General features: G+C 64.3%; 19 protein-coding genes and 2 pseudogenes. 9 read left to right on the forward strand and 12 right to left on the reverse strand.

Translation table 11 applies throughout. The features are described from left to right. Nucleotides 1–65: 65 nt before the first annotated feature. The 5 genes and pseudogenes from ACVT6V_RS29940 to ACVT6V_RS29960 all read left to right on the forward strand — a co-directional run bounded on the left by ACVT6V_RS29940 (nucleotide 66) and on the right by ACVT6V_RS29960 (nucleotide 5755). On the forward strand, nucleotides 66–1229 hold the full coding sequence (locus tag ACVT6V_RS29940; protein ID WP_489897677.1) for a 2-hydroxyacyl-CoA dehydratase subunit D: 1164 nt from the start codon (nucleotides 66–68) through the stop codon (nucleotides 1227–1229). Nucleotides 1230–1261: 32 nt separating this feature from the next. Then, a complete protein-coding gene (locus tag ACVT6V_RS29945; protein ID WP_489897678.1) occupies nucleotides 1262–2587 on the forward strand; it encodes a 2-hydroxyacyl-CoA dehydratase subunit D in 1326 nt (441 codons plus the stop codon). A gap of 6 nt (nucleotides 2588–2593) precedes the next feature. Further along, a complete protein-coding gene (locus ACVT6V_RS29950; RefSeq protein WP_489897679.1) occupies nucleotides 2594–3487 on the forward strand; it encodes an acyl-CoA dehydratase activase in 894 nt (297 codons plus the stop codon). Nucleotides 3488–3574: 87 nt separating this feature from the next. Further along, nucleotides 3575–3724: pseudogene (locus ACVT6V_RS29955) on the forward strand (hypothetical protein); the annotation flags it as partial. 69 nt (nucleotides 3725–3793) lie between these two features. Beyond that, nucleotides 3794–5755: a molybdopterin-containing oxidoreductase family protein gene (locus ACVT6V_RS29960; RefSeq protein ID WP_489901067.1), complete on the forward strand. Its 1962-nt coding sequence runs from the start codon at nucleotides 3794–3796 to the stop codon at nucleotides 5753–5755. Nucleotides 5756–6003: 248 nt separating this feature from the next. Here ACVT6V_RS29960 and ACVT6V_RS29965 read toward each other — a convergent pair. Continuing rightward, a pseudogene (locus tag ACVT6V_RS29965) lies at nucleotides 6004–7293 on the reverse strand (MFS transporter). 261 nt (nucleotides 7294–7554) lie between these two features. Here ACVT6V_RS29965 and ACVT6V_RS29970 point away from each other — a divergent pair. The 3 genes from ACVT6V_RS29970 to ACVT6V_RS29980 are packed head-to-tail and all read left to right on the forward strand — an operon-like array spanning nucleotide 7555 to nucleotide 10423. Next, nucleotides 7555–8349 carry an enoyl-CoA hydratase-related protein gene (locus tag ACVT6V_RS29970; protein ID WP_489897680.1) on the forward strand — a complete coding sequence of 265 codons (795 nt, stop codon included), beginning with the start codon at nucleotides 7555–7557 and terminating at the stop codon, nucleotides 8347–8349. A 1-nt stretch (nucleotide 8350) separates the two neighbouring features. Continuing rightward, entirely contained in the window at nucleotides 8351–9487 is a 1137-nt protein-coding gene (locus ACVT6V_RS29975) for an acyl-CoA dehydrogenase family protein (protein ID WP_489897681.1), read from the forward strand. Between the two features lie 36 nt (nucleotides 9488–9523). Next, the gene (locus ACVT6V_RS29980; protein ID WP_489897682.1) at nucleotides 9524–10423 is read left to right on the forward strand and encodes an SDR family oxidoreductase; all 900 of its coding nucleotides are present in this window, start codon (nucleotides 9524–9526) and stop codon (nucleotides 10421–10423) included. Nucleotides 10424–10666: 243 nt separating this feature from the next. On the opposite strand, the gene ACVT6V_RS29985 is transcribed toward ACVT6V_RS29980, so the two are convergent. The 6 genes from ACVT6V_RS29985 to ACVT6V_RS30010 are packed head-to-tail and all read right to left on the reverse strand — an operon-like array spanning nucleotide 10667 to nucleotide 15712. Continuing rightward, nucleotides 10667–11095: an HIT family protein gene (locus ACVT6V_RS29985; protein WP_489897683.1), complete on the reverse strand. Its 429-nt coding sequence runs from the start codon at nucleotides 11093–11095 to the stop codon at nucleotides 10667–10669. An 18-nt stretch (nucleotides 11096–11113) separates the two neighbouring features. Continuing rightward, the gene (locus tag ACVT6V_RS29990) at nucleotides 11114–12139 is read right to left on the reverse strand and encodes an Rv3169 family protein (protein WP_489897684.1); all 1026 of its coding nucleotides are present in this window, start codon (nucleotides 12137–12139) and stop codon (nucleotides 11114–11116) included. Between the two features lie 32 nt (nucleotides 12140–12171). Continuing rightward, nucleotides 12172–13215 (reverse strand): phosphotransferase family protein, encoded by a 1044-nt coding sequence (locus tag ACVT6V_RS29995; protein WP_489897685.1) that lies wholly within the window; start codon nucleotides 13213–13215, stop codon nucleotides 12172–12174. A gap of 6 nt (nucleotides 13216–13221) precedes the next feature. After that, nucleotides 13222–14034 (reverse strand): enoyl-CoA hydratase/isomerase family protein, encoded by an 813-nt coding sequence (locus tag ACVT6V_RS30000; protein WP_489897686.1) that lies wholly within the window; start codon nucleotides 14032–14034, stop codon nucleotides 13222–13224. Between the two features lie 39 nt (nucleotides 14035–14073). Next, entirely contained in the window at nucleotides 14074–14883 is an 810-nt protein-coding gene (locus tag ACVT6V_RS30005) for an enoyl-CoA hydratase/isomerase family protein (RefSeq protein ID WP_489897687.1), read from the reverse strand. Nucleotides 14884–14929: 46 nt separating this feature from the next. Then, entirely contained in the window at nucleotides 14930–15712 is a 783-nt protein-coding gene (locus ACVT6V_RS30010; RefSeq protein ID WP_489897688.1) for an enoyl-CoA hydratase-related protein, read from the reverse strand. A 202-nt stretch (nucleotides 15713–15914) separates the two neighbouring features. Between ACVT6V_RS30010 and ACVT6V_RS30015 the strand changes: the two genes are divergently transcribed. Further along, a complete protein-coding gene (locus ACVT6V_RS30015) occupies nucleotides 15915–16688 on the forward strand; it encodes a FadR/GntR family transcriptional regulator (RefSeq protein ID WP_489897689.1) in 774 nt (257 codons plus the stop codon). A 306-nt stretch (nucleotides 16689–16994) separates the two neighbouring features. Here the strand turns inward: ACVT6V_RS30015 and ACVT6V_RS30020 are convergent, their stop codons facing one another. From ACVT6V_RS30020 to ACVT6V_RS30040, 5 genes are read right to left on the reverse strand one after another with little or no spacing between them, the layout of a single operon-like run. Beyond that, nucleotides 16995–18044, reverse strand: coding sequence for an LLM class flavin-dependent oxidoreductase (locus tag ACVT6V_RS30020; protein WP_489897690.1), 1050 nt, complete (start codon nucleotides 18042–18044; stop codon nucleotides 16995–16997). Between the two features lie 44 nt (nucleotides 18045–18088). After that, on the reverse strand, nucleotides 18089–18931 hold the full coding sequence (gene menB, locus ACVT6V_RS30025) for a 1,4-dihydroxy-2-naphthoyl-CoA synthase (protein ID WP_489897691.1): 843 nt from the start codon (nucleotides 18929–18931) through the stop codon (nucleotides 18089–18091). Nucleotides 18932–18933: 2 nt separating this feature from the next. Next, nucleotides 18934–19692 carry an SDR family NAD(P)-dependent oxidoreductase gene (locus tag ACVT6V_RS30030; protein WP_489897692.1) on the reverse strand — a complete coding sequence of 253 codons (759 nt, stop codon included), beginning with the start codon at nucleotides 19690–19692 and terminating at the stop codon, nucleotides 18934–18936. 58 nt (nucleotides 19693–19750) lie between these two features. Then, nucleotides 19751–20980, reverse strand: a complete 1230-nt coding sequence (locus tag ACVT6V_RS30035; protein ID WP_489897693.1) for an acetyl-CoA hydrolase/transferase family protein — start codon at nucleotides 20978–20980, stop codon at nucleotides 19751–19753. Then, nucleotides 20980–22179, reverse strand: a complete 1200-nt coding sequence (locus tag ACVT6V_RS30040) for a thiolase family protein (RefSeq protein ID WP_489897694.1) — start codon at nucleotides 22177–22179, stop codon at nucleotides 20980–20982. The genes ACVT6V_RS30035 and ACVT6V_RS30040 overlap by 1 nt, the downstream gene beginning before the upstream one ends.

Genomic DNA, 22179 nt, shown 5'->3' on the forward strand with positions numbered 1-22179 from the left:
GAATCACAGCCCAGGGCACCCACACCCGACGCATCGCTACACGAGAGAAGGACGGGCGAGAACCCATGCCGTCGATGTTCACAAAGGCAATGGCCACGATGAGTGCTGCCGCTGATAATCCCAATGACTATGTTGCACAATGGAAATACCGAACTGGACGGAAGGCGATCGGGGTGTTCCCGATGAACTTCCCCGCCGAACTGGCCCACGCCGCGGGTGCGCTGCCCGTGATCATCCAGGAAGATCGTGAACCCATCACCGCTGGACGAAACCTGTTGGGCGAGTTCAACTGCGGCTACACACGCAACCTGGCCGATCAAGCAGCGTTGGGCCGGCTCGACGTCTATGACGGCTTCTTTCAGGCCGACCACTGTATTCAACTACTGGGCGCGGTTGACGTCGTGCGTGAAGACGAATCCGACAGGCCTGTCTACTTCGGCCAGTTGATGTCGTCCATGGGCGACGAGTGGACGTTTCCGCAAGTGCTCGAGAAGATGAACGACTTCCGTCGAGAGCTCGAAAAGTTCACCAACAGAGATATTTCCGATACCGATATAGCCAGAAGTATCAACGTGTTCGACGAGAATCGACGATTGATGCGGTCCATCTTCGACAAGCGGCGGCACGGTGACGCCGCGCTCGCGCCGGATCAGATACAGGTGCTCGTCAAGTCCGGCATGATCATGGACAAGCAGGAGCACACGGAGTTGCTCCGCGAGGTGATCTCGGCTCACGGTCCCGTTCCCCGGGACGAGAGGGTTCGCGTCCACCTGTCCGGTCACTTCTGCCACGCACCCAAGCCAGAGTTGCTCGAGGTCATCGAGGACAGCGGCGCCCTAGTGGTCGATGACGACCTGTTCCACGGAACTCGATATGTCTCGACCGACGTCGGCAACACCGACGATCCGATGGGCGCGCTGGCATCGGTATATCTGCGTCGCAACAGTGCCGTTCCCTGCCCGACCCGCGTCCAGCACGATGTCGACTGGGACCGATTTCTGGTCGATTCGGTGATCGCCAGCGGCGCACAGGGTGTCATCGTGTTGATGGCGAAATTCTGCGAGCCACACATGCTGTTCTACCCGGAACTTCGAAAAGCATTGGAAGCCAGATCTATTCCGCTTCTACTCATCGAAACCGAGCACGAAGGTCTACCGATGGAGTCCATCCGGACCCGGGTCGAGGCGCTGGTCGAGCGGATCCGGCGCACGCAGCTCACCACCGTATAACGCCCAACCCGATCACCACACGGAGGACAACTGTGTCAGCTCCCACGCTCGCCAACTCGAACAAGATCGTGATTCCCACCGCCACCAACATGGTGGGCGACTACTGGGACAACCTCTTCACCGCGAAGGAGCGCGGCAAGCAGGTGGTCTGGTACAACGGTTCTGCGGTCAACCCGTTCTTTCAAGCAGCTGGCCTCGAATGGTGTCATGGAGAGGCCTTTTCGGCGCGGCTGGCGGCCCAACAACTCGAGAAACCCGCACAGCTCGCCGGTGAGGAGTACGGGTACATCGGCGAACTGTGTTCCTACGCGCGCACGCACCTCGGCTGCGCAGTCCTGACCAAGCAGGCGAGGTCCGAGGACGAGACCGGTATCGTCGGACTCGTCGATCAACAAGAACTGGCGTCACGTCTGCCGGCCCCCGACTTCTTCGTCAACGCCTACGCCGGGTGCAGCACCGGCCAGCAATGGGATGAGATCTCCTACCGCGTTTTCGGCAAGCAGGTCCCGATCCTCAACGTCTCCCTGCCGTTCCTTCCCGGCAACAAACCCGATGCCGGCTACCTGAGCGGTGAGGAATGGGACCAGGCATCGCGCTACGTCGCCGATCAACTCTACAAGCTGGTCGAATTCCTGGAGACCATGACCGGTCGAAGATTCGACTGGGATGCGTTGCGCCAAAACATGTCCTACATCAAGCGGGCATCCGAACTCCGGCGTGAGGCCATGGCTCTGTGCCGGGCAGCCCCAACGCCGGCGACGTATTGGGACTGGATCGCCAGCATCGCGCACATCAACTTCATGCCGGCCGGCCCTGAGTTGGTCCAGTACTTCACCGACGTCAAAGCCGAGGTCCAGCGTCGTGTCGACAACGGCATCGCCGGTGTGCGCAACGAGCGCTATCGCCTCTACTTCGACGGGATCATGAACTGGAACAAACTCGGCTGGCTCTCACGCAAATTTGCCGATGCCGACGTCGCCGTGGTCTGTGGCCGGTATACCCACAACGCATTTTGGCAGGAACCGCATCTCATCGACACCGACGATCCGATCCTCGGCATGGCCCAGCACTACCTGCTCTGCCCCACCAATCACGGCGTCAAGACGCTCAAGCACCTGACCAACCGGGACTGTGTGGACTACGGGATCGACGGCATCGTCTTTCATGCATCCCGCACCTGCCGCGCGTTCACCAACCCCCAGCACCTGCTCGCGAAATCGGCGCAGAAGGAACTCGGCATCCCGTCGATGTTCTTCGAAGGAGACGTGGCCGATGCATCCTTCTACAAGGACGAGATCCTCGAAAGCCGGCTCGCGGCGATGCTCGAAGGCATCGATGTCCGCCGAAACAGGGTCTGACCGACCATGGCGGACTACTTCATGGGCGTCGATCTCGGATCGACCTCGGCGAAGGCTGTCATCCTCGGCCGCGACGGGAGGCTGTGCGCCTCCAGTGCAATACAGATGGGAGCCGTCAGCAAAGCCGGTTTGCGGCGGGCCATCGATCATGCGTTGGAACAGGCGGGACTTACCCACGCACAAATCACGGCGACCATCAGCACCGGGTATGGACGCAGACTCGTCCCGGACACGGGGCGCACCTTCACCGAGATCACGTGTCACGCGAGAGGCGTCGCAGCGCTGTCCCCAGGCGTGGCGCTCATCGTCGACGTCGGCGGACAGGACAGCAAGGTCATCGCCGTCGATCCGGATGGGCTTGTCGAGGACTTCGCGATGAACGACCGATGCGCCAGCGGAACAGGGCGCTTCTTCGAAGTGCTGGCGCGCGCGATCGAGTGCGAGGTCGATGAACTCGCTGCCCTCGCCATGTCCGGCGACAGGAATCTCGAGGTCAGCAGTATGTGCGCCACGTTCGCCGAAACCGAGATCGTGTCGCTGCTCGCGAGCGGCTGCGAACGAACAGATATCGCAGCTTCGGTTCACCGCGCAGTCTCGGCCCGGACGCTTGGTCTCGTCGCCCAAGTGGGCAAGCGCTCGCCGATGGTCATGACCGGCGGAGTCGCCAAGAACGCCGCAGCAGTGCACTACCTGAGTTCAGCGCTCGATGCTCCCGTCACAGTGCCGCCGGATCCGCAGATCACCGGTGCCTACGGTGCCGCCCTGCTGGCACTCGAAACGTACGGAACGAGAAACTCGGTCGAGGACGTCGAGGTCGGAGCAGGCACCGACTCGTCCCACTCGTGTGGGGACTGCGCTGGGTCGATCCCGCTGCCGATGCCTTCGGTTCGAGCTTCATAGATTCGCGGTCCACACGCTCGCGACCCGCCATAGCGGCCGGATGCCATTGATATCGCACGTCTGCGCACAGAGGACAAGGAGGACGCCGTGGAACGAGTACGGCATTCGTTCTGCCGGATCTGCATCAACCAGTGTTCGATACTCGTGAAGACCGAGAATGGTATTGCGACTGCTGTGCACGGCAATAGCAGTAACGAACTCTACCGCGGGTACACATGCGTCAAGGGAAGGTCGCAACCCGACTACCTCCGACACCCAGACCGTCTTGTGCACACTTTGGCTCGAAGTTCCGACGGTCACCGCCCGATGCCGGTCGAGACGGCCATGGACCAGATAGCCGAACGGTTGGCGGACATCCGTGATCGGCATGGCCCCAGGGCGATCGCCAGCTACGCCGGCACGATGGCCCATATCACCACCGCACCGACCGCAGCCCCGGTGCATGACGCACTGTTTGATGCGATCGGTTCCGATATGCGGTTCGACCCGAACACCATCGACAAGGGCGGGAAGCAAGTCGCCGCATCGCTGCTCGGCTCCTGGGGCGCTCCTTCTCAGGGCTTCGCATCCCCTGAGGCGATCATGTTGATAGGCATCAATCCAGTGGTGACGTGCACCGGTCTTCCGGCGGGCCCACCCAAACGATGGCTTCTCGATACGCTTGCGGCCGGCTGTAGATTGATCGTCATCGATCCACGGCGCACCGAGGTTGCTCGGCTTGCCGACCACCATCTGCACGTGGCCCCCGGACATGATGTCCCGATTCTCGCCGCCATGATTCGCACCGTGATCGACGATGAGCTCTTCGACCGCGATTTCGTACATCGCCACGTCCGAGGTCTTCCAGAGCTTCGTGCTGCCGTCGGCGCATTCGATCCCGATCAGGTGGCCCGACGTGCCGGAATAGCCGCCACGGACCTCGTCGCTGCTGCTCGCTGCTATGCAGGAGCATCGCGGGGATACACGATGGCCGGGACCGGACCGAACATGGCGGGGGACGGAACTCTGGCCGAGTACCTGGTGTTGGTCCTCGAGACGCTGTGTGGTCGCTGGCTGCGAGCCGGTGAGACGGTGGCCGCGACGCCGACCTTTCTCCCTCCTACATCTTATGTGGCGCAGGCTAGTTCATCTGAGGGCGAGTGGGCGCTACCCGGAAGGATACGGGTACGCGGCCTGCGACGAACGAAGGCCGGTATGCCCACAGCCGCGTTGACAGACGAAATCCTCACGCCAGGTGAGGGCCAGGTCCGCGCGCTGATCAGTTGGGGCGGCAACCCCGCCGTGGCATTTCCAGACCAACAACGCACAATCGAGGCGCTCGAGTCGCTGGACCTGTTTGTTCAGATCGATCCGTGGTATTCGGCTTCGGCTCGGTTTGCCGATTACGTGATCGCACCTACGATGCCGTTGGAGGTGCCGTCCACGACGGTCTTTCTCGACTACCTTGCAGCCCGAGGCACCGGCTACGGGATCGGGCAGGCCTACGGTCAATACACGCCCGCAGTCGCGGAACGACCCCCAGGGTCCGATCTCATCGAGGAATGGCAGTTCTTCCTCGGCCTGATGCGGCGCATGGGATATCCCGTCGAGGTGTCACCGTTCGGGACAGGGCCGCAAGGTCCGCGCTACACGATCAGCGGTCAGCCCACCACCGACCAACTCATCGAAATCCTCTCCCAAGACGCATACATTCCCCTCGCAGAGGTGAAGTCACATCCCGGTGGATTGACCCGGTCCGACCGGTTACAGCGGGTGGACGAGGGGAATCCTGAGGTGACCGATCGCCTCGACATCGGTAATCCGCTGATGATTGACCAGCTTTCCGAGCACCTCGACGTCTCCACGACAAACGACCGCTCCAACCGACCCTTCCGGCTGTTGTGCCGCCGGCATCTGCACGTCTACAACTCTTCCTGCAACATCGAGCGGACCAATCGGGGAAAGCCCTACAACCCCGCGTACATGAATCCTCACGACTTGGCAGCCCTTGACATCTCGGAGCGTGACCTAGTGCGGATCACCTCCGATCGATCGGCAATTACAGCTGTGGTCCATGCGGACGCCCAACTCAGACCGGGGGTGGTCTCGATCGCCTTCGGCTACGGCCCAGCGGACCGAGACAACGACGTGTGGGCAGTCGGGAGCAGTCCGAGCCGGCTCGTTTCGGTATCTGACGTCTTCGACAGGTACACCGGGCAACCGCGGATGACGAACATCCCCGTATCCATCGAAAGGATCACGTCCGAGCCGTATCGGCATCAACCATGAGGCGCACGAAGCCTGGGACACGCGCCCAGGATCCATATGCGACGCCGGGTTCACACACGCGCGGCGATCTGTGTACAGCGTCGCGGCCCCTGTCGGATACGACCGTCGCTGGATCGGAGCCTGCGGGTTCGGCAGGCTCCTATCGCTCGCTGCGCGAACGCCGGTGGATCGTCAAGGAATGGCCCTGCGCCGCCCGAAGGGCATAGCCAAACTTGCGGACCGGATCGCCGGCTCGCCCGCGCACTGGGTCACGACGCCGCCACACGCGCCTGGGCGGGGACAGCATCCGACCTACTGAGTTCTTGGTGATCGAGCGAGTATCGATACGAGCCCATTCCCAGCAGACAGGCGATTCCACCGATGACCATGACGATGATGGGCAACGCACCCGCGACGTAGGACCCGGTGGCGCCGTATACCTGACCCAGCAGAAAGATGCCGAACGCCGAACCCATTGCGTAGAGGAAGTACACACAGCCGAGGACCCGGGCATACGAGTGCTTCGGGAAGTATCGACTCGTCATGTATGCGGCCACATCACCTTCGGCGCCCAGGGCGAAGCCGACGAGGATCGCTCCGGCGAACAGCAGGACCGTGCTGGTCGGCAGGATCAACAGGGATACCCCCAGTCCGCACAGCGCGAAGATCACCGCGCCGACGATCGGCGCAAAGACCCGGTCGAGGAGATAACCCACCACGAGTCGCGCACCGACCGACGAGAGACTGAGCACCGACAGGATGACCACGGCCGTCCCCCGCCCGATGCCCTTGTCGGTTGTCATCGGCACGGTCTGCGACATCAGACCGAAAGTCGCCGACGAGACCAGGAAGATCGCGGCTGCGAGCAGCCAGAACTGCCGGTAGCTCTTCGCGATGGACCAGAGCGACTCTCCCGCGACACGGCCCTGGGCGCGGGCCTCACGGCGTTCCGCTTCGTCCCGGGCCGGCATGCGTGTGATGAACGCGTACACGGAGGCCGGGACTACCGTGCACAGGGCACCGATCACGAGGAATGCGGCGCGCCACCCGGCCAGTCCGAGAATCCAGTTGGCGAGGTAGGGCATCACGACGCCACAGGCACCCAGACCGGCCATCAGAATGCCGAGGGCCAAACCCCTTCGGTCGCTGAACCATGCGGTCACCACGGTCGCATGCGCGATCGGGTTCAGAGCGCCGGCCCCGGCACCGATCAGCACGCACAGGGCGTAGAAGGCCATCTGACTGTTCGGGACCGCAGCCATCAGCATCAGACCCCCACCGAAGGCGAACACCATCGGTACCGAGGGGCGGCTCGGGCCGAACCGATCGACCAGCATCCCGAGGACCACGATGGAGACGCCGACGAGGATCGTCTCGATTCACAGCCCGTTGGAGATGACACTCCGATCCCAGCCGAATTCTTCCGACATCGGCTTGCCGACAACGTTGAACAGTACGTTGACCGCCGTGGTGCCGAACAGAAGGGTCAGGAATCCTGTTGCCGCATACCACCATCTGTTCAGTTGGCGACCTTGCGCAGTAGGTGCTGTGGAGATCATTCGGGTTCCTTTTGTCGCGGTACTTGGGACATGCGCCGAACCTCCCCCACTCACCACAGTGTCCGGCGTCACAAAATCAGACCATATGGACAGTCCAAAAGTAAATATCGGACCTAAAATCGTCATTTCAGACACTTCCCCCACACGCGGGTATTGCCGATCGGGTGATCGCGGCGCTACTGTTGTGCAAATGGTCAGTCCTAATGACCACAACGACGAGGTGGGCAAGTAGCCCACAACAGGAAAGGACACCGAAGTCTGATGGCCGAATTCACCGACATCACGTACGAGGTCGACAATGGGCTGGCCTGGATCACCATCAACCGGCCGGACCGTTACAACGCCTTCCGTGCGCAGACCGTCGACGAACTGATCCTCGCGTTCAAGCGGGCATGGGCCAGCTCGGAGGTCGGCGTCGTGTGCTTGACCGGCGCGGGCGACAAGGCGTTCTGTGCCGGCGGCGACCAGAAGCAGCGCATGGAGACCGGGGATTACGGCCCATCGCAGAGTGGCCTGTTCGAGGTCGAATCCCTGCACCGCGTCATCCGTGACAACCCGAAGCCGGTGATCGCGGCGGTGAACGGGCTGGCGATCGGCGGCGGGCATGTGCTCCACGTGCTGTGTGATCTGACCATCGCCGCCGACACCGCACAGTTCGGACAGAACGGCCCGCGGGTCGGCTCGTTCGACGCCGGTCTGGGTTCCGGATACCTGGCCCGTGTCGTCGGCGAGAAGCGGGCGCGGGAGATCTGGTTCATGCTTCGCCGACTCTCGGCGGAGGAAGCTCTCGATTGGGGTCTGGTCAACAAGGTCGTCCCCGCCGCCGATCTGAAGGCGGAGGTCCGCGCGTGGGCCGACCAGATGCTCGACTTCTCCCCCACCGCACTCAAGGTGCTCAAGCAGTCTCTGAACACCGACACCGAACACTTCGTGAGCATCGGTCAGATGGCTTACTCCACACTGGAGATCTTCGGCGAGACGCCCGAATCGCGCGAGGGGATCACCGCGTTCAACGAGAAGCGCAAGCCCGACTTCACGCCGTACCGGGGTAAGTGAGTTGCAGTTCTCACCCGAACAGCGCGAGTTCGCGGCGGCGGTTGCGCAGTACTGCCGCCGCGAACTGGCCACGGTTGCCCAGCGCGATGCCCTGACCGAGGGCGGAACACTGTCGAACAGCCCCCAGGTACTCAGCGACCTCGCGCGCCACGGCTGGCTCGGGGTGTCACTTCCCGAGGAATACGGTGGGGGCGGTGCCGGCTTCGTCGACGAGTGCATCTTCCTGGAGGAATCGACGCGCGGTCTCGCACCGATCACCGGATACTCGACGGGCTTGACGGCCGCTCAGACCTATCTGCGCTGGGGCACCGACGAGCAGAAGAAGACGGTGGTCACCAACCTGACCGCCGGGCGCCTGGAGGCGATCGCCCTCAGTGAGCCGGGCGCCGGTTCCGACCTCGCCGGTCTCCGGGTGAGTGCACGCCGCGACGGTGACCGGTATCTGATCAACGGCCAGAAGACGTGGATCTCCGCAGCCCATGTCGCCGAGCACATCCTGGTTCTGGCCCGTGAGGATTCCTCGGGGTCCAAGCATCAGGGGATGACGCTGCTCATGGTGCCGACGTCGTCCCCGGGTCTGTCCATCCGTGGCATCGAGACGATGGAGGCCCGCACGTGTAACGACGTGTTCTTCACCGACGTCGAGGTACCGGTCTCCGCCGTCGTCGGACAGCCGTGCAACGCGTGGAAGCAACTGATGCGCGGATTGAGCATCGAGCGACTCATCATCGCTGCGATGAGCATCGGAGGCGCCCGACGAGCACTGGACGATGTCGTCGCCTACACCAAGGAGCGCGAGCAGTTCGGTCAACCGTTGGCGTCCTATCAGGCCCTTCGACATCGGTTGGCAGACCTCGCCACCGACATCGAGCTCGCCCGTGTGTTCGTCTACGACGTCGCCACCAAGATCGACGCCGGCCTCGAGGACGACCTCGCCCGCGAGAGTGCGATGGCCAAGATGCGGTGCACCGAGATCGCGAAGAACACCACTCTCGAGGCGATGCAGATGATGGGCGGCTACGGCTACGCACGCGAGTACGGCATGGAAGGCCAGGTCCGTCGTGCCCTGGCACCACCGATCTATGGCGGCACCAACGAGATTCAGCGCGAGATCATCGCCAAGAACATCGGCTTGTGAGTTCCTGCCACACGCCATGAGACAACGAGGTTTATGATGACCGACGACACGACCTTCTCACCGAAACTATTGGCCAACAAGCGAGTACTGATCACCGGCGGTGGCACGGGGCTGGGTCGCGGTGTCGCGCGTCACCTGGTCGAGCACGGCGCCGAAGTGCATCTGTGGGGGCGCCGTGAAGCCGTGCTCGCCGAGGCCGCCGAGGAAGCGTCCGCATCCCGGCCCGGCTCGGTTCAGTATCACACCGTCGACGTTCGTGACTACGACAACGTCGACGAGACCATGGGCCGGATCTGGTCGGAGTTCGGGCCATTGACCAGCGTCGTCAACAACGCCGCGGCGAACTTCATCGCACAGACCAAGGACTTGAGTCCACGCGCGTTCCAGGCGATCACGAGCACGGTGATGAACGGCTCCTTCCACACCACGCACGCCGCCGGAAAGCGATGGATCGCCGACGGCCTTCCCGGCAGCGTGCTGTCCACGCTGACCACCTGGGTCTGGACCGGATCGGCGTTCGTCGTGCCGTCCGCGATGGCCAAGGCGGCGGTGCACTCGATGACGATGTCGCTGGCCGTCGAATGGGCCAAGCACAACATCCGGCTCAATGCCCTTGCTCCCGGGCCGATCCCGACCGACTACGCGTGGGAGATGCTCAACCCGACCGACAAGAGTTCGGTCGGCGCGACCCAGGCCGACCAGATCCCGGCCGGTCGGACCGGCACCATGGAGGAACTCGCCAATCTGACGATGTTCCTGCTCTCCGATGCGTGTGACTACCTGACGGGGCAGACCATCGCAATGGACGGCGGGCAGATGCTGGCCGGGCCGGGGACCTTTGCCGGACTCAATGGCCTCACCGACGCCGATTGGCAGCAGATCAGGGAGACCAGCAAGGCCGCCTCGGAATCGAGCAAGGCGCAGCGAAGCGTGTGAATCCACCTCGCACGATGATGAGGGGCGCATCCAGTGGATGCGCCCCTCATCTATGCATGCATGGGCCGGAGCCTGGACACGCACGGTGGTGTGTCTCGGAAATAGGTGGCCGGTATCCGGTGGAGCGATCGGCGTCTGGCAAGGCGGAGGAGGGAGTGAAAGCGGCGCTATCTCGACCGACGACAACGCGGCCAGGCGTCGATCGAACGCCGGAGACCAGTCGCCTATCTCTGAGACACACCACTAGCTGTCGAGTATTGCGGAAAGCCGTTGCGCTGTTGCGGCGATCGCGTCGCTGTCCCCTGGGATCCCCGGCTTCCACGGCAAAGCCAACCGATCCTTGCTCTTGTCGCCGTACCGTGGGATCAGATGAAGGTGGAAATGAAAAACTGTCTGCCACGCGGTGGCTCCGCAGCAGTTCAGCAAGTTCACCCCGTCCGCGTCGAGCGCGGTCATCACAGTCCGCGCAACTCGCTGTGCCGCCAGGGTCACGGCGCTCAGGTCGTCGGGAGCGATCTCCAGCAGATCCCGACTGTGGCGTTTGGGGACTACGAGCAGATGCCCTTCGGACGCCGGGCTGACGTCCATGAAGGCGTACGTCGAATCATCCTCTGCCACCGTGAAGCTGGGAATCGTTCCCGCCACGATGCCGCAGAACACACACTCATCCATGCGGGGCGTTTCCTCCGATCAGAGCGAGGGCCGGTACTCGTACCTGCGACTGCGGGTCAACGCGAACTCAAAGACTCCAGAGCCACTCACGCCGTCGAGGTCGAATGCGCAGAGACGGTCTGTCAGCGCGGAGTCGAGCGAGCGGGGCGAGACAGAGCCGTCCAAACGGTACCGATCGGATTCGACATGGTCCACACCGTGCGAAACCCCGTGGTGGCCGCCGTAACCGGCGCCTGCCATGAAGCCGCCTCCGGCCGAGGCGTCGGCGTGTACCCGATATCGCTCACCCGACGCGGTCGACACCTCGACCTCACCTTCGGCCAGGTCGAGGCCATCGGTGAACACCAACGCGTGCCGCACGTCGGTGATCGGATCGAGCCGGCCGTCCTCATGCATCACCGCGCCCTCCAAGAGGAGCCGTTCATGGGTGCGGGTCTCCACGAGCAGGAAGCCGATCGAGAAATCGGGGAACTGGGCCTGATACCAGATGTGCAGGCCCTGCCCGCCGGACATGGTGCGCACTCCCCGCGATCGGTCGCGTTGGCCGTACCAACCATCGACCGACGTCGACGCTCCGTCGATGATGAGTTCGCCCGTGTACCGGCCGGACTGGAAGAGGTGATCGAACGAGGTCCGTTGTGCGGACTCGTTGGTCACCGCGACCTCACCGAACCACGCCGGTGTGCGAGCGCGCCAGGTGATGTCGAACTCGACTCCGATCTCGTTGGCGCCGAGCTGGAGTCGCCACAGCTCGTTCGGCTCGAGCACCTCGAACCGGAACGGGCCTGCGCCGGTGCGGTCGGTGGCGCTCAGCAGGCTGGAGAAGCGCAGGTTTCGTTGTTCACCGGGCTGCGACAGCACCACGAACCCGTCGACGGTGTCCTTGGGCGGGTACATGCCGAATCCCGTGATGACCGAGGGCGCCTGACCGATGCTCGGATGCATGTTGAACATCAGTCGGTCGAAGAAGCCGGCGGGTAGGTCGGTGACGTCGGCGGTGATCAGCGGATCGTGGAAGGTCGTAGCGCCACTACGAGTTGTCATCTCGAGTACTCCTTGGTGTCGTCGGCTGCGGGTCAGAAGCGGGCGGTGCCGGCAACCGCCAAGCCCGCCGCGCGCCGTGCGTCCCGCAGGAAGCTCGGCACAAGAGCGGGATCCGAGTAGTAGTCGTCGCCGATCCCGTCCACAACGCGACGCCGACTGTATTCGTACAGCACCGCCAGTTTCCACAGCGAGAGCGTCGTGTACCACGCAAGATTGCCGAGGTTGCGGCCAGTGCGTTCGTGATATCGCTGTGCGAGTTCGCTTTTTGTCGGGTAGCCGTCCTCCAGCAGGGCCGCACTCAGCTCCGCCGTGGGGTTCATCGGCTCCCCGGGGTCGGGGACGGTCGCCAGCAGGTACCCGACGTCGAGCAGCGGGTCACCGACGGTGGCCAACTCCCAGTCCAGCACCGCCGCGACGCGACCAGGTGCGTCGGGGGCCAAAACCAGGTTTCCGATACGGAAATCGCAGTGGATCAGTGTCGCACCGGACTCCGGCGGGACATTGGCCTCCAGCCAGGCATCGACGTCGGCGAAGTCGGGCGGCGGCTCGCCGTTGTCGTCGGCCACCAGTCGGCGCATCCGCTGCAGGTGTCGGGCGTTGAAACCCTCGGGACGGCCCATCCGGTCCAGTCCCACGCCCTGCCAGTCCACGGCATGGAGGTCGGCCAGGGTGTCGATCATGCTGTGCCCGATCAGCTGACGCTGCCCCGGCGCGTCCAACGGCGGCGGTGTGCGATCGGTGACCACGGGACCCGGTGCAAAGCTCATGACATAGAAGGGGACGTCGAGCACCTCACCGTCGCGCGCCACCGCGAGAACCTGCGGAACCGGAACGGCTGTCGGATACAGCGCCGTCAGCAGTTTCGCCTCGCGCAGCATGTCGTTCGCGCCCGGGGGTATCGGTGGCGGGGGTGGCCGCCGGACCACGACATTGTTGTCACCGTCGCTCACCAGGAAGGTCAGGTTCGAGTGACCGTCACCGATCGGTTTCGTGGTGATCGGTCCCGACAGAATCCCGCGGCTCTCGAGGAACTCCTGCAGGGCGCCCCTCGTCTCCGCGTCCCAGTCCCATGCCATCGCCGATCACCGACCGGTGAACTGGGGCCGGCGCTTGTCCTTGAACGCAGCCAGCGCTTCGGGCATGTCATCGGTGCGCGTCAGCAACGCCTGCCCTCGATTCTCGAGTTCCAGAGCCGCCTCGTACGAACCGATCTCGGTGTTGCGTTGGATCGCGCGCTTGGACATTCGGACACCACCGGGCGAGTTCTGCGCGATCAGGCGTGCCATCGCCAACGCCTCGACGAGGAGCTGTTCGGACGGCACCACTTGATTGACCAGGCCGATGCGGAGGGCCTCATCGGCCTCGACGATACGTGCGGTGAAACCGATCTCGGCGGCTCGGGCGGGCCCGACGAGTCGCGCGAGGTTGTACGAGGTCCCCAGCTCGCCGATCGAGAGACCGACCTTGACGAACGCCGCGCTCATCTTGAGCGTCGGTGCGGCGAGACGAATGTCGGCGGCCAGCGCGAGCGCCATCCCACCGCCGGTCGCCGGACCGTGGATGGCTGCGATGACCGGGAAGGGTAGGTGGCGAATCGACTGGATTCCTCCGGTGGCGGTCTCCTGGAACTTCAGGAACTCGCGGACACCCATCTCCGTGATCACATGGATCTCGTCGAGGTCGAACCCCGCGCAGAAGGCGCGCTCGCCTGTTCCGGTGAGGATGAGTGCGCGCAATCCGCTGTCCCGGAGCGCGCGCCCGGCGGCAAGATGTTCGTGGAACATGGTCACGGTCTGCGAGTTCATCCGCTCGGGGCGATTGATGCGCAGAATGCCGATGCCCGGTTCGGCTTCCTCGAACGTGAGCGTTTCGAGGTCGGGGAATGCGATGGTCATGTCTCGATGTACCTAACCGTGGTGATGTCTGGTGGCGTGCTACCGGCCCTGAAAGACCGGCGCCCGCTTCTCCTTGAAGGCGGACAGGGCTTCGGCCATGTCGGGGCTTCGGGTGAGCAGCGCCTGCCCTCGGTTCTCCAGCTCGAGCGCGGCGGCGTAGGACCCGACCTCCAGGTTGGCCTGCAACGCGCGTTTCGAGAGCTGCACTCCACCTGGCGAATTGGCCACAATCTGCTCGGCAAGGGCGAGCGAGTCGGCGAGAACGTCGTCGGGGCTGATCGAGTTGACCAGTCCGAGCTCCTCGGCTTCCGCCGCCTCGACGATGCGGCCGGTAAAGCAGATCTCGCTCGTCTTGGCCGGCCCGATCAGGCGGGTGAGCAACCACGACGTACCGAGATCGCCGGCCGACAGCCCGATGCGCACGAACGCCGCGTTGAACTTGGCTGCGGTACCGGCCAAACGGATGTCGGCGGCGAGCGCGAGCGAGAACCCACCTCCGGCCGCGGCACCGTTGACCGCCGCGATCACCGGAACACGCAGCGAACGAATGGCGGACAGCGCGCGTGCCGCCCGCTCCTGCTGATCGAGCATGCCGAGAGCACCCAGGTTCGGTAGTTCGTCGGCATCGGCGAGGTCATAGCCGGAGCAGAAAGCCTTGCCTGCACCCGTGAGGATCACGACGCGGCAGTCGTCTTCGGTCTCGAGCCCCCACGCGAGCTGTTCGAGTTCGATGAACATCGTGTTGGTCATCGCGTTGAAGCGGTCGGGCCGATTGAGCGTCACGACGACGATGCCCGGCTTGACCTCTTCGGCGAGCAGGGTCTCGAATCTCTGGTCCAGGGTTTTCATCACCGAACTCCTTCGTGGCGGATTGTGAGGTACTCTGCTGCGCTGGTCAGCGGAACTGTGGTGCGCGTTTACCGACGAAGGCGCTGATGCCTTCGGCGGCTTCACCGTCCTCGAACAAGGCTTGGATCTGCTCGACCTCGACCCGCGCACCCTCATCGAGGGGAAGATCGAACGCGGCGTCGACGGTGCGCACCACGGCGAGTTGGGCCGACAGCGACGGGCCGAGGAGTTCGTCGGCGAAGGCCAGTGCGGCCTTGACCGCGTCACCGTCGGTCAACCGCTCCACCAATCCGATCCGGTAGGCCTCCTCGGCGGCGACCTGCCGCGCGGTCAGCATGATGTCGAGCGCGCGGCCGCGACCGACGAGACGCGGCAGGCGTTGGGTTCCACCTGCGCCGGGGATCAGTCCGAGTTTGACTTCAGGTAGTCCGAGCTTCGCGTTACGGCCGGCGACCCGCAAGGAACAGGCCAATGCAAGTTCGAGTCCCCCGCCGAGCGCGATGCCGTCGATCGCTGCGATCGAGATCCACGGCGAAGCGGCCAGGCGATCGTTGACCGCACGCATCTTGTCCCCGTAAGCCGTGAAGCTCTCGGCGTCGATCGACGACAGATGTTTGATGTCGGCGCCGGCAGCGAAGAACCCCGCCCGGGCCGACGTGATCACCATGACCTTGACGTCACCAGCTTTCTCGGCGGCGTCCATCGCCAGATGAAGACCATCCAGCAACGGGATTCCAAGAGCATTGGCCGGAGGACGCTCCAACGTCACGGCGGTGATGCCGGGTTTGACCGTCTTCCAGGTGACGACATCTTGCGCTTGGTCTGCCATGCGTCCTCACGTTTCGCCTGTTGACCACCGTTGGGCGGCCAGAATCTTCTCCTTGGAAGCTATCCATTCCAGCCGTTCAAGTCAACCATTATTTTGGTATGACCAAAATATGTTTGAGCAACACTCCCTGCGTACGGGGTCGCGACGGCGGGCGCGTTGCTGTTAAATTAGGTACGACCAAATGCACAGAAAGCAGGTGGCAATGCCCGAGTCGCCCTCGTCGAGCGCGGTCGCGCGACACCCGGTACAGCTGCAGCCGATGCAGGTACCCAAAGCGTCAGACGTTCTCGCCAATGACCTCCGCGAACGCATCCTCCGCAACGAATTCCCCTCGGGGACGGCCTTGCCACCGGAGCGTGAGCTCGTCACGCAGACCCGGATGAGCCGGACCACCGTCCGCGAGGCGCTGCGCATCCTCGAGGTCCAAGGACTCGTCACCATCAAGACGGGTCGCTCGGGTGGTGCATTCGTCCAGCAACCAGGAGGTGATGCGCTCGCAACGTCGGTGAGCCTGCTCATCCGGGGGCAGCAACTACGACTCACCGCTCTGCTGGAGACCCGTGAGGCGATCGAACCGGCGTGTGCCAGCCTGGCCGCCAAGTATCGGACCGACGACGATATGGCTGCCCTCGACGCCGCGAACACCGCGATCGGCGATCCTGATCTGCCCCTCGAAGCATTCCTGCAGGGCAACGTCGACTGGCACCTCGCGGTGGCCACCGCAAGCCACAACGAGCTGCTCACCGGATTCATGAGCGCGCTGTCGCACGCGATCTACACCTCGACCGAGAACAAGGCCTTCGTCGACGACGAGGTGCGTAAGACCACTTACAAGGCGCACAAGACGATCACCGATGCGATCAAGGCGGGCGATTCCGCTGCCGCCATGCGCCGCATGACCAAGCACGTCCACGGTTATGCCGAGGCGGTCGTGCAGGTCGAGGAGCGCACGAAGATCGATCTGGGCGAGGCGTGAGCAGCGGTTTCGACACGCGAGGATCCGTGGTTCGCAACCGAGCTCTGCGCCTGTAGTAACCCCCGCCCCTGATTTACGGACCCGCTCCCCTGAGGATCAAGACGCCAGCGGAGGGCCGTCACGAAGGGCCGCCCTTCGTGACGCATCCTCGCAAGCTCGGAGGCTCCTCAGGGACCGCATGACCTCTCCCGCAAGCCCGGAGGCTCCTCAGGGACCGGCACAAGCTCCCCCGTCCGGGATCGGAATGATTTCGCACGCGAACTCGCTCTGCGGGAGCGGGCGAGGCGGCCGGAGTCACTGCCAAACTCAGGCCGGTGCCGCTACCGACAGGTGTCGCCGCAGACCGGACAGGATGTGGGAGTTGATCTGCCGTGTCTCCTCATCGGTGAGTCCCCAGGGCGGGGCAATCAGATCGAGGTGGTCGAAGCCCTCCGGAATCCGGGCCAGTGCATCCGCGAAATCGGCTGGGCGGCAGGCGATGGCGATCGTGTCGATCATCTCGTCGCTCACCGCGCGCACGAGTGCCTCGGTGTCGCGGTCCCGGGCTGCCTGCCGGATCACCTGCTGCTCCGCACTCCAGCCATGCAATTCGAACAGCCGGTCGTACACCCGTGAGGCCGCGTACTGGCCGATGGCGAAGGCGGCCTGCCGACGCGCGAGTTCGACGTCGTCGTTGATCGCGCACATGCGGATGCCCATGACCGTGACCTCATCCGGGTCGCGCCCCGCGCGCTCGGCGCCGATCGCGATCTCGTCGGCAACGGGCCCGCGCACATACTCCGCGGTGAACATCGGGTGCCCGACGAGTCCGTCGGCATGCTCGCCTGCGGTGCGCAACATCAGCTTGTTGACGCCCGCTATCCAGAGCGGGATCGTCGGCCGAACCGGCTCCGGCACATCGGAGGTCGGCGTGATGTGTACGTGGTAGAACCGGCCGTCGTGATCCACCGGCCCCTCGTGCAGGCGCCACAGCGCCTTGAGGACGGTCAACAACTCGGCCATGCGCGCTGCCGGCGCCTCCCCGCTCACCCCGTGCCAGGCCTCCATCATCTTCGGGGTGCCGTTACCGAGCCCCAGGATGATTCGGCCGCCCGAGAGCTCGTCGAGGTCACGAGCCTCTGCTGCCCACATGAGTGGGCTGCGGCCCACGCCGTAGGCGATGTTGGTTCCGATCGCGATGGTGTCGGTACCGGCAGCCAGCGCTGCCATCGGGATCGTCGCGGACCTGCTGTACAGCTCGCTCGTCCAGACCGCGGCGCATCCCACCGCTTCCGCCTCGCGGGCCAGCTCGGTCATCGTATCGAAGCGACGCCGACCAGTTCCCACACCGAAGGCATTGACACCGAAGGTCGTCATCGTGAGTGATCCTTTCATCGAGATCTCTTGTAGCGCGGAGAATCTCACGCGCGACGCGGGAAACGGTGGAACTGGGGCGTGCGCTTGGCCTTGAAGGCCTCGCGCCCTTCCTTGGCTTCCTCGCTGGCATAGAACAGTAGATTGGTGTCGTGGGCGAGTTGCTGAATACCCGCGAGCCCATCCTCGGCCGCATGAAAACTGGCCTTCATCAGGCGCAGCGCCATAGGTGAGAGTTCAAGCATCTCCCGGCACCACTGCACGGTTTCGCGCTCGAGATCCGCGAGCGGTACCACGGTGTTCACCAAGCCCATCTCCAGTGCCTGCTCAGCGCTGTACTGGCGGCAGAGGAACCAGATCTCCTTGGCCTTGCGCACACCGACCATGTCGGCGAGCAGCCCTGCACCGAAGCCCCCGTCGAACGAGCCGACCCGGGGGCCGACCTGACCGAGACGAGCATTGTCGGCGGCGATCGTCATGTCGCAGACGATCTGCAGAACGTGTCCACCCCCGATCGCGTACCCGGCGACCATCGCGACAACCGGTTTCGGCAGTCGCCGGATCTGCACCTGCAGGTCGGTGACGTGGAAGCGCCCGACCGCGTCAGGTCGGTCTGGTTCGGTGAGATAGCCCGTATCTCCGCGAACGCGTTGGTCACCACCTGAGCAGAACGCCTTGTCGCCCTCCCCGGTCAGGACGATGACGCCGATGCTCGGATCTTCTCGTGCGTGGGTGAGCGCCTCGGAGATCTCGATCAGAGTCTGTGGCCGAAAGGCGTTGTGCACCTCAGGTCGACAGATCGTGATCTTGGCGATCCCGTCATCGGTTCGGGAGTAGTCGACGTCATCGTAGCGACGAACCGTCGACCACTCGACCGTTGCCGTGGTCACCGTCAGGCCATCGTGAGTCCGCCGCTGACGGACAAGGTCTGACCGGTGATGTAGCCGGTCTCGTCGGAGGCGAAAAACGCGACCGCGGCAGCGATGTCGGCCGGCAGTGCCAGGCGTTTCATGGGGACCGCGCGGGTCATGCCACCAAGCACCTTGTCGGCGTCCTGGCCGGAGTTGTTCGCGAACTTACGCAGCGCCGGAGTGTCGGTGGGTCCGGGGCACACGGTGTTCACGGTGACGCCCTTCGTCGCGACCTCGCGCGCCAGGGTCTTGGTGAAGGCGATGATGCCGCCCTTGGCGCCGGAGTAGACGGCCTCCAGCGATGAACCGACGCGTCCCGCATCGGAACCGATGTTGATCACCCGGCCGAAGCCCCGCTCGATCATGCCCGGCACGACGGTGTGGTTCACGCGCAGCGCGCCCTTGAAGTTGATGTCGAGAATCTTGTTCCAGAAGTCCTCGTCGGTGTCGAGAAACTTCATGAAGTCGTCCCAGCCCGCATTGTTCACCGCGACATCGATCGGACCGAGTTCCTTCGAGACCTGCTCGATCGCAGACTTCACCGAAGCGGTGTCGGTGACGTCGATCGGCACCGCGATCGCCTCCCCGCCGGCTGCCACGATCTCCTTGGCCGTTTGCTGCGCCACCTCGAGATTGAGGTCGGCGACGGCCACCCGGAACCCGGCCTCGCCCAGCTTGCGAGAGATCCCCTCGCCGATTCCCTGGGCCCCGCCGGTGACAAGTGCGACTCGATTGCTCATGAGGTCGTTTCCTTTCGATGGTGATTCTCTGAGTATGCGATGGACATGATGTGTACGTTCACGACGTTGCCCGCACCGCGGTGGCCAGTTCCTCCCGGAACTCCGGGGCCGCGACCGCGACGAGTCTGCGGCGCCGTTCGGCCAGCGGCTGACCCCGCAGGTGCGCAATACCGAATTCCGTGACCACGCAGTCCACGTCGGCGCGTGCCGTGGTGACGATTCCCTCGTCGAGCGCGAACTTGATCGACGATCGTCCGCGCATCGTCGAGCGTACTGCGATGATCGAGCGCTTCCCGGTGAGTGCTGCCGCGCGAGCGAAGTCGACCTGACCGCCGACAGCGCCGAGGTAGGTGCCCCGGCTCATCTCCGCGCCGACTTGTCCCGTCAGGTCCACTTCGATCGCGAAGTTGACCGCGACCAGCGATGCGAGCTGTGACAACACCTGCGGCGCATGGGTGTAGCTGGTCGGACGGAACAGCACCGGCGCATCGGCGATACGGCTGTACATGGCGTCGGACCCCAATGCGGTGCCCGCCACCGCGAGTCCGGGATCGATCTGTTTGCGGGAGCCGGTGATCACGCCCTTGTCGATGAGGCGTAGGACGCCGTCGGTGATCATGCCGGTGTGCACGCCGAGGTCCTTGTGACCGGCGAGCGCGTCGAACACCGCGGCACCGGTCGAGCCGATGCCGACCTGCAGGGTATCGCCGTCGTCGACAAGCTCGGCGATGTGCGCGGCGATCGCGCGATCGACGTCACCGGCCGGGCGGGTCGTTTCCTCCTGGAGGGGTCGATCGGTGTTGATGGTGGACACGAAGCGCCCCAACGGGATTCGCGGGGAACCGGGAACGATGGGCATCTGCTGGTTGATCTCGGCGAAGAGCATCGATGTGTGCGCGATGGCATCCGCCATGTAGTCGACGCCGATGCCGAGCGAACACATGCCGTCGGCGTCGGGCGGCGCCACCTGTAGTAGTCCCGCGTCGCAGGGCAGTCGGTGCTCGGCGAACATCCGGGGCAGCGCCGAATAGTGGCACGGCACGACCTCGAGTCGATCGGTGGCCCCGAGATCGCGGAGCGCACCCAGACCGCCGTAGGACACCATGGTGTCGGTCGGCGACATGGATTGCGCCAACTGGTCATTCCAGCTCAACCCGGTGAAGAGTCGCAGCGGACCGAGGTCGGGAGCCTGGGCGAGCAACTGGTCGACCAGCGGGCGTGGTTCGGCGGCGGCCTGGCTCCACCAGACACCCATGCCGGGTTTGAGCAGCCCGCCGAAGTCGACCATCAGTCGACCCGCTCGATGAGGGTTCCCGTGCCGAGGCCACCGCCGCAGCACATGGTCACCAGTCCGAGGTGGCTGTCACGACGCTCCATCTCGCTCAGGATGGTGGCGATAAGTCGGGCACCGGTGGCGCCGACCGCGTGTCCGAGGGCGATTGCTCCGCCATTGACGTTGACCCGGTCCTCGTCCGGCTTGAGTTCGCGCTGCCAGGCGAGCACCACCGAGGAGAATGCCTCGTTGACCTCGAACAGATCGACGTCGTTGATGGTCAACGCGTTCCGATCGAGGATCTTGTGCGTCGCCGGGATCGGTCCGGTCAGCATGATGATCGGGTCCACCCCGACCGTGGTCTGGTCAGCGATCCGCGCCCGGATCCGCAGGCCGTGTCGCTGCGCCGCTTCTCGGGTGCACAGCACGACCGCCGCCGCGCTGTCGCAGATCGGGCTGGACGAACCGGCGGTGATCCGTCCGTTCTCGGGGCGGAACACCGTCTTCAGCTTGCCGAGCGTCTCCAGTGTGGTACCCGGACGTACGGTCTGATCGCCGGTTCGGACCTCGCCGTCGAGGTCCATCTTGACCATCTCGTCGACGAAGCGTCCGGCGTCGATGGCGTCGGCGGCCAACGTGTGCGAACGGACGGCGAACTCGTCCATCTCGGTGCGGGAGATGTCCCACCGTTCCGCGATGAGTTCGGCGCTCTCCCCCTGGGTGACGAAGTCATAGCGTTCCCGCAATTCGGCCGGCCAGGGCTCACCGTAGAGTTCGCTGATCGTGGCCGGCGAGTTCATCGGGACATGCCCCATGTGTTCGACGCCGCCCGCGATGACGACGTCGTGAACACCCGACGCCACCAGTGCTGCGGCGAAGTTGACAGCGGTCTGAGCCGACCCGCAGCGCCGGTCCAGCGTCGTCGCCGGAACCTCTGCCGGATAGCCGGCCTGCAACCAGGCGTTGCGACCGATGTTGCGCGACTGTTCACCGAACGGCGCGGTGCAGCCGATGATCAGATCCTCCACCACCGCCGGGTCGATGCCGGTGCGGGTCACGAGATCCTGGTAGCAGGCCGCCAGCATCGCGTTGGGATGAGTGTCACGAAACCACCCCTTCTCGGGATGTGATTTGCCGATGGGGGTTCGTACGGCCTCGGCGATGACGACTTCTCGGCCCGAGGTGGCGAACGGGCCCGTCACAGTTGCTCCCAT

The organism is Gordonia sp. LMA167 (assembly GCF_058130025.1).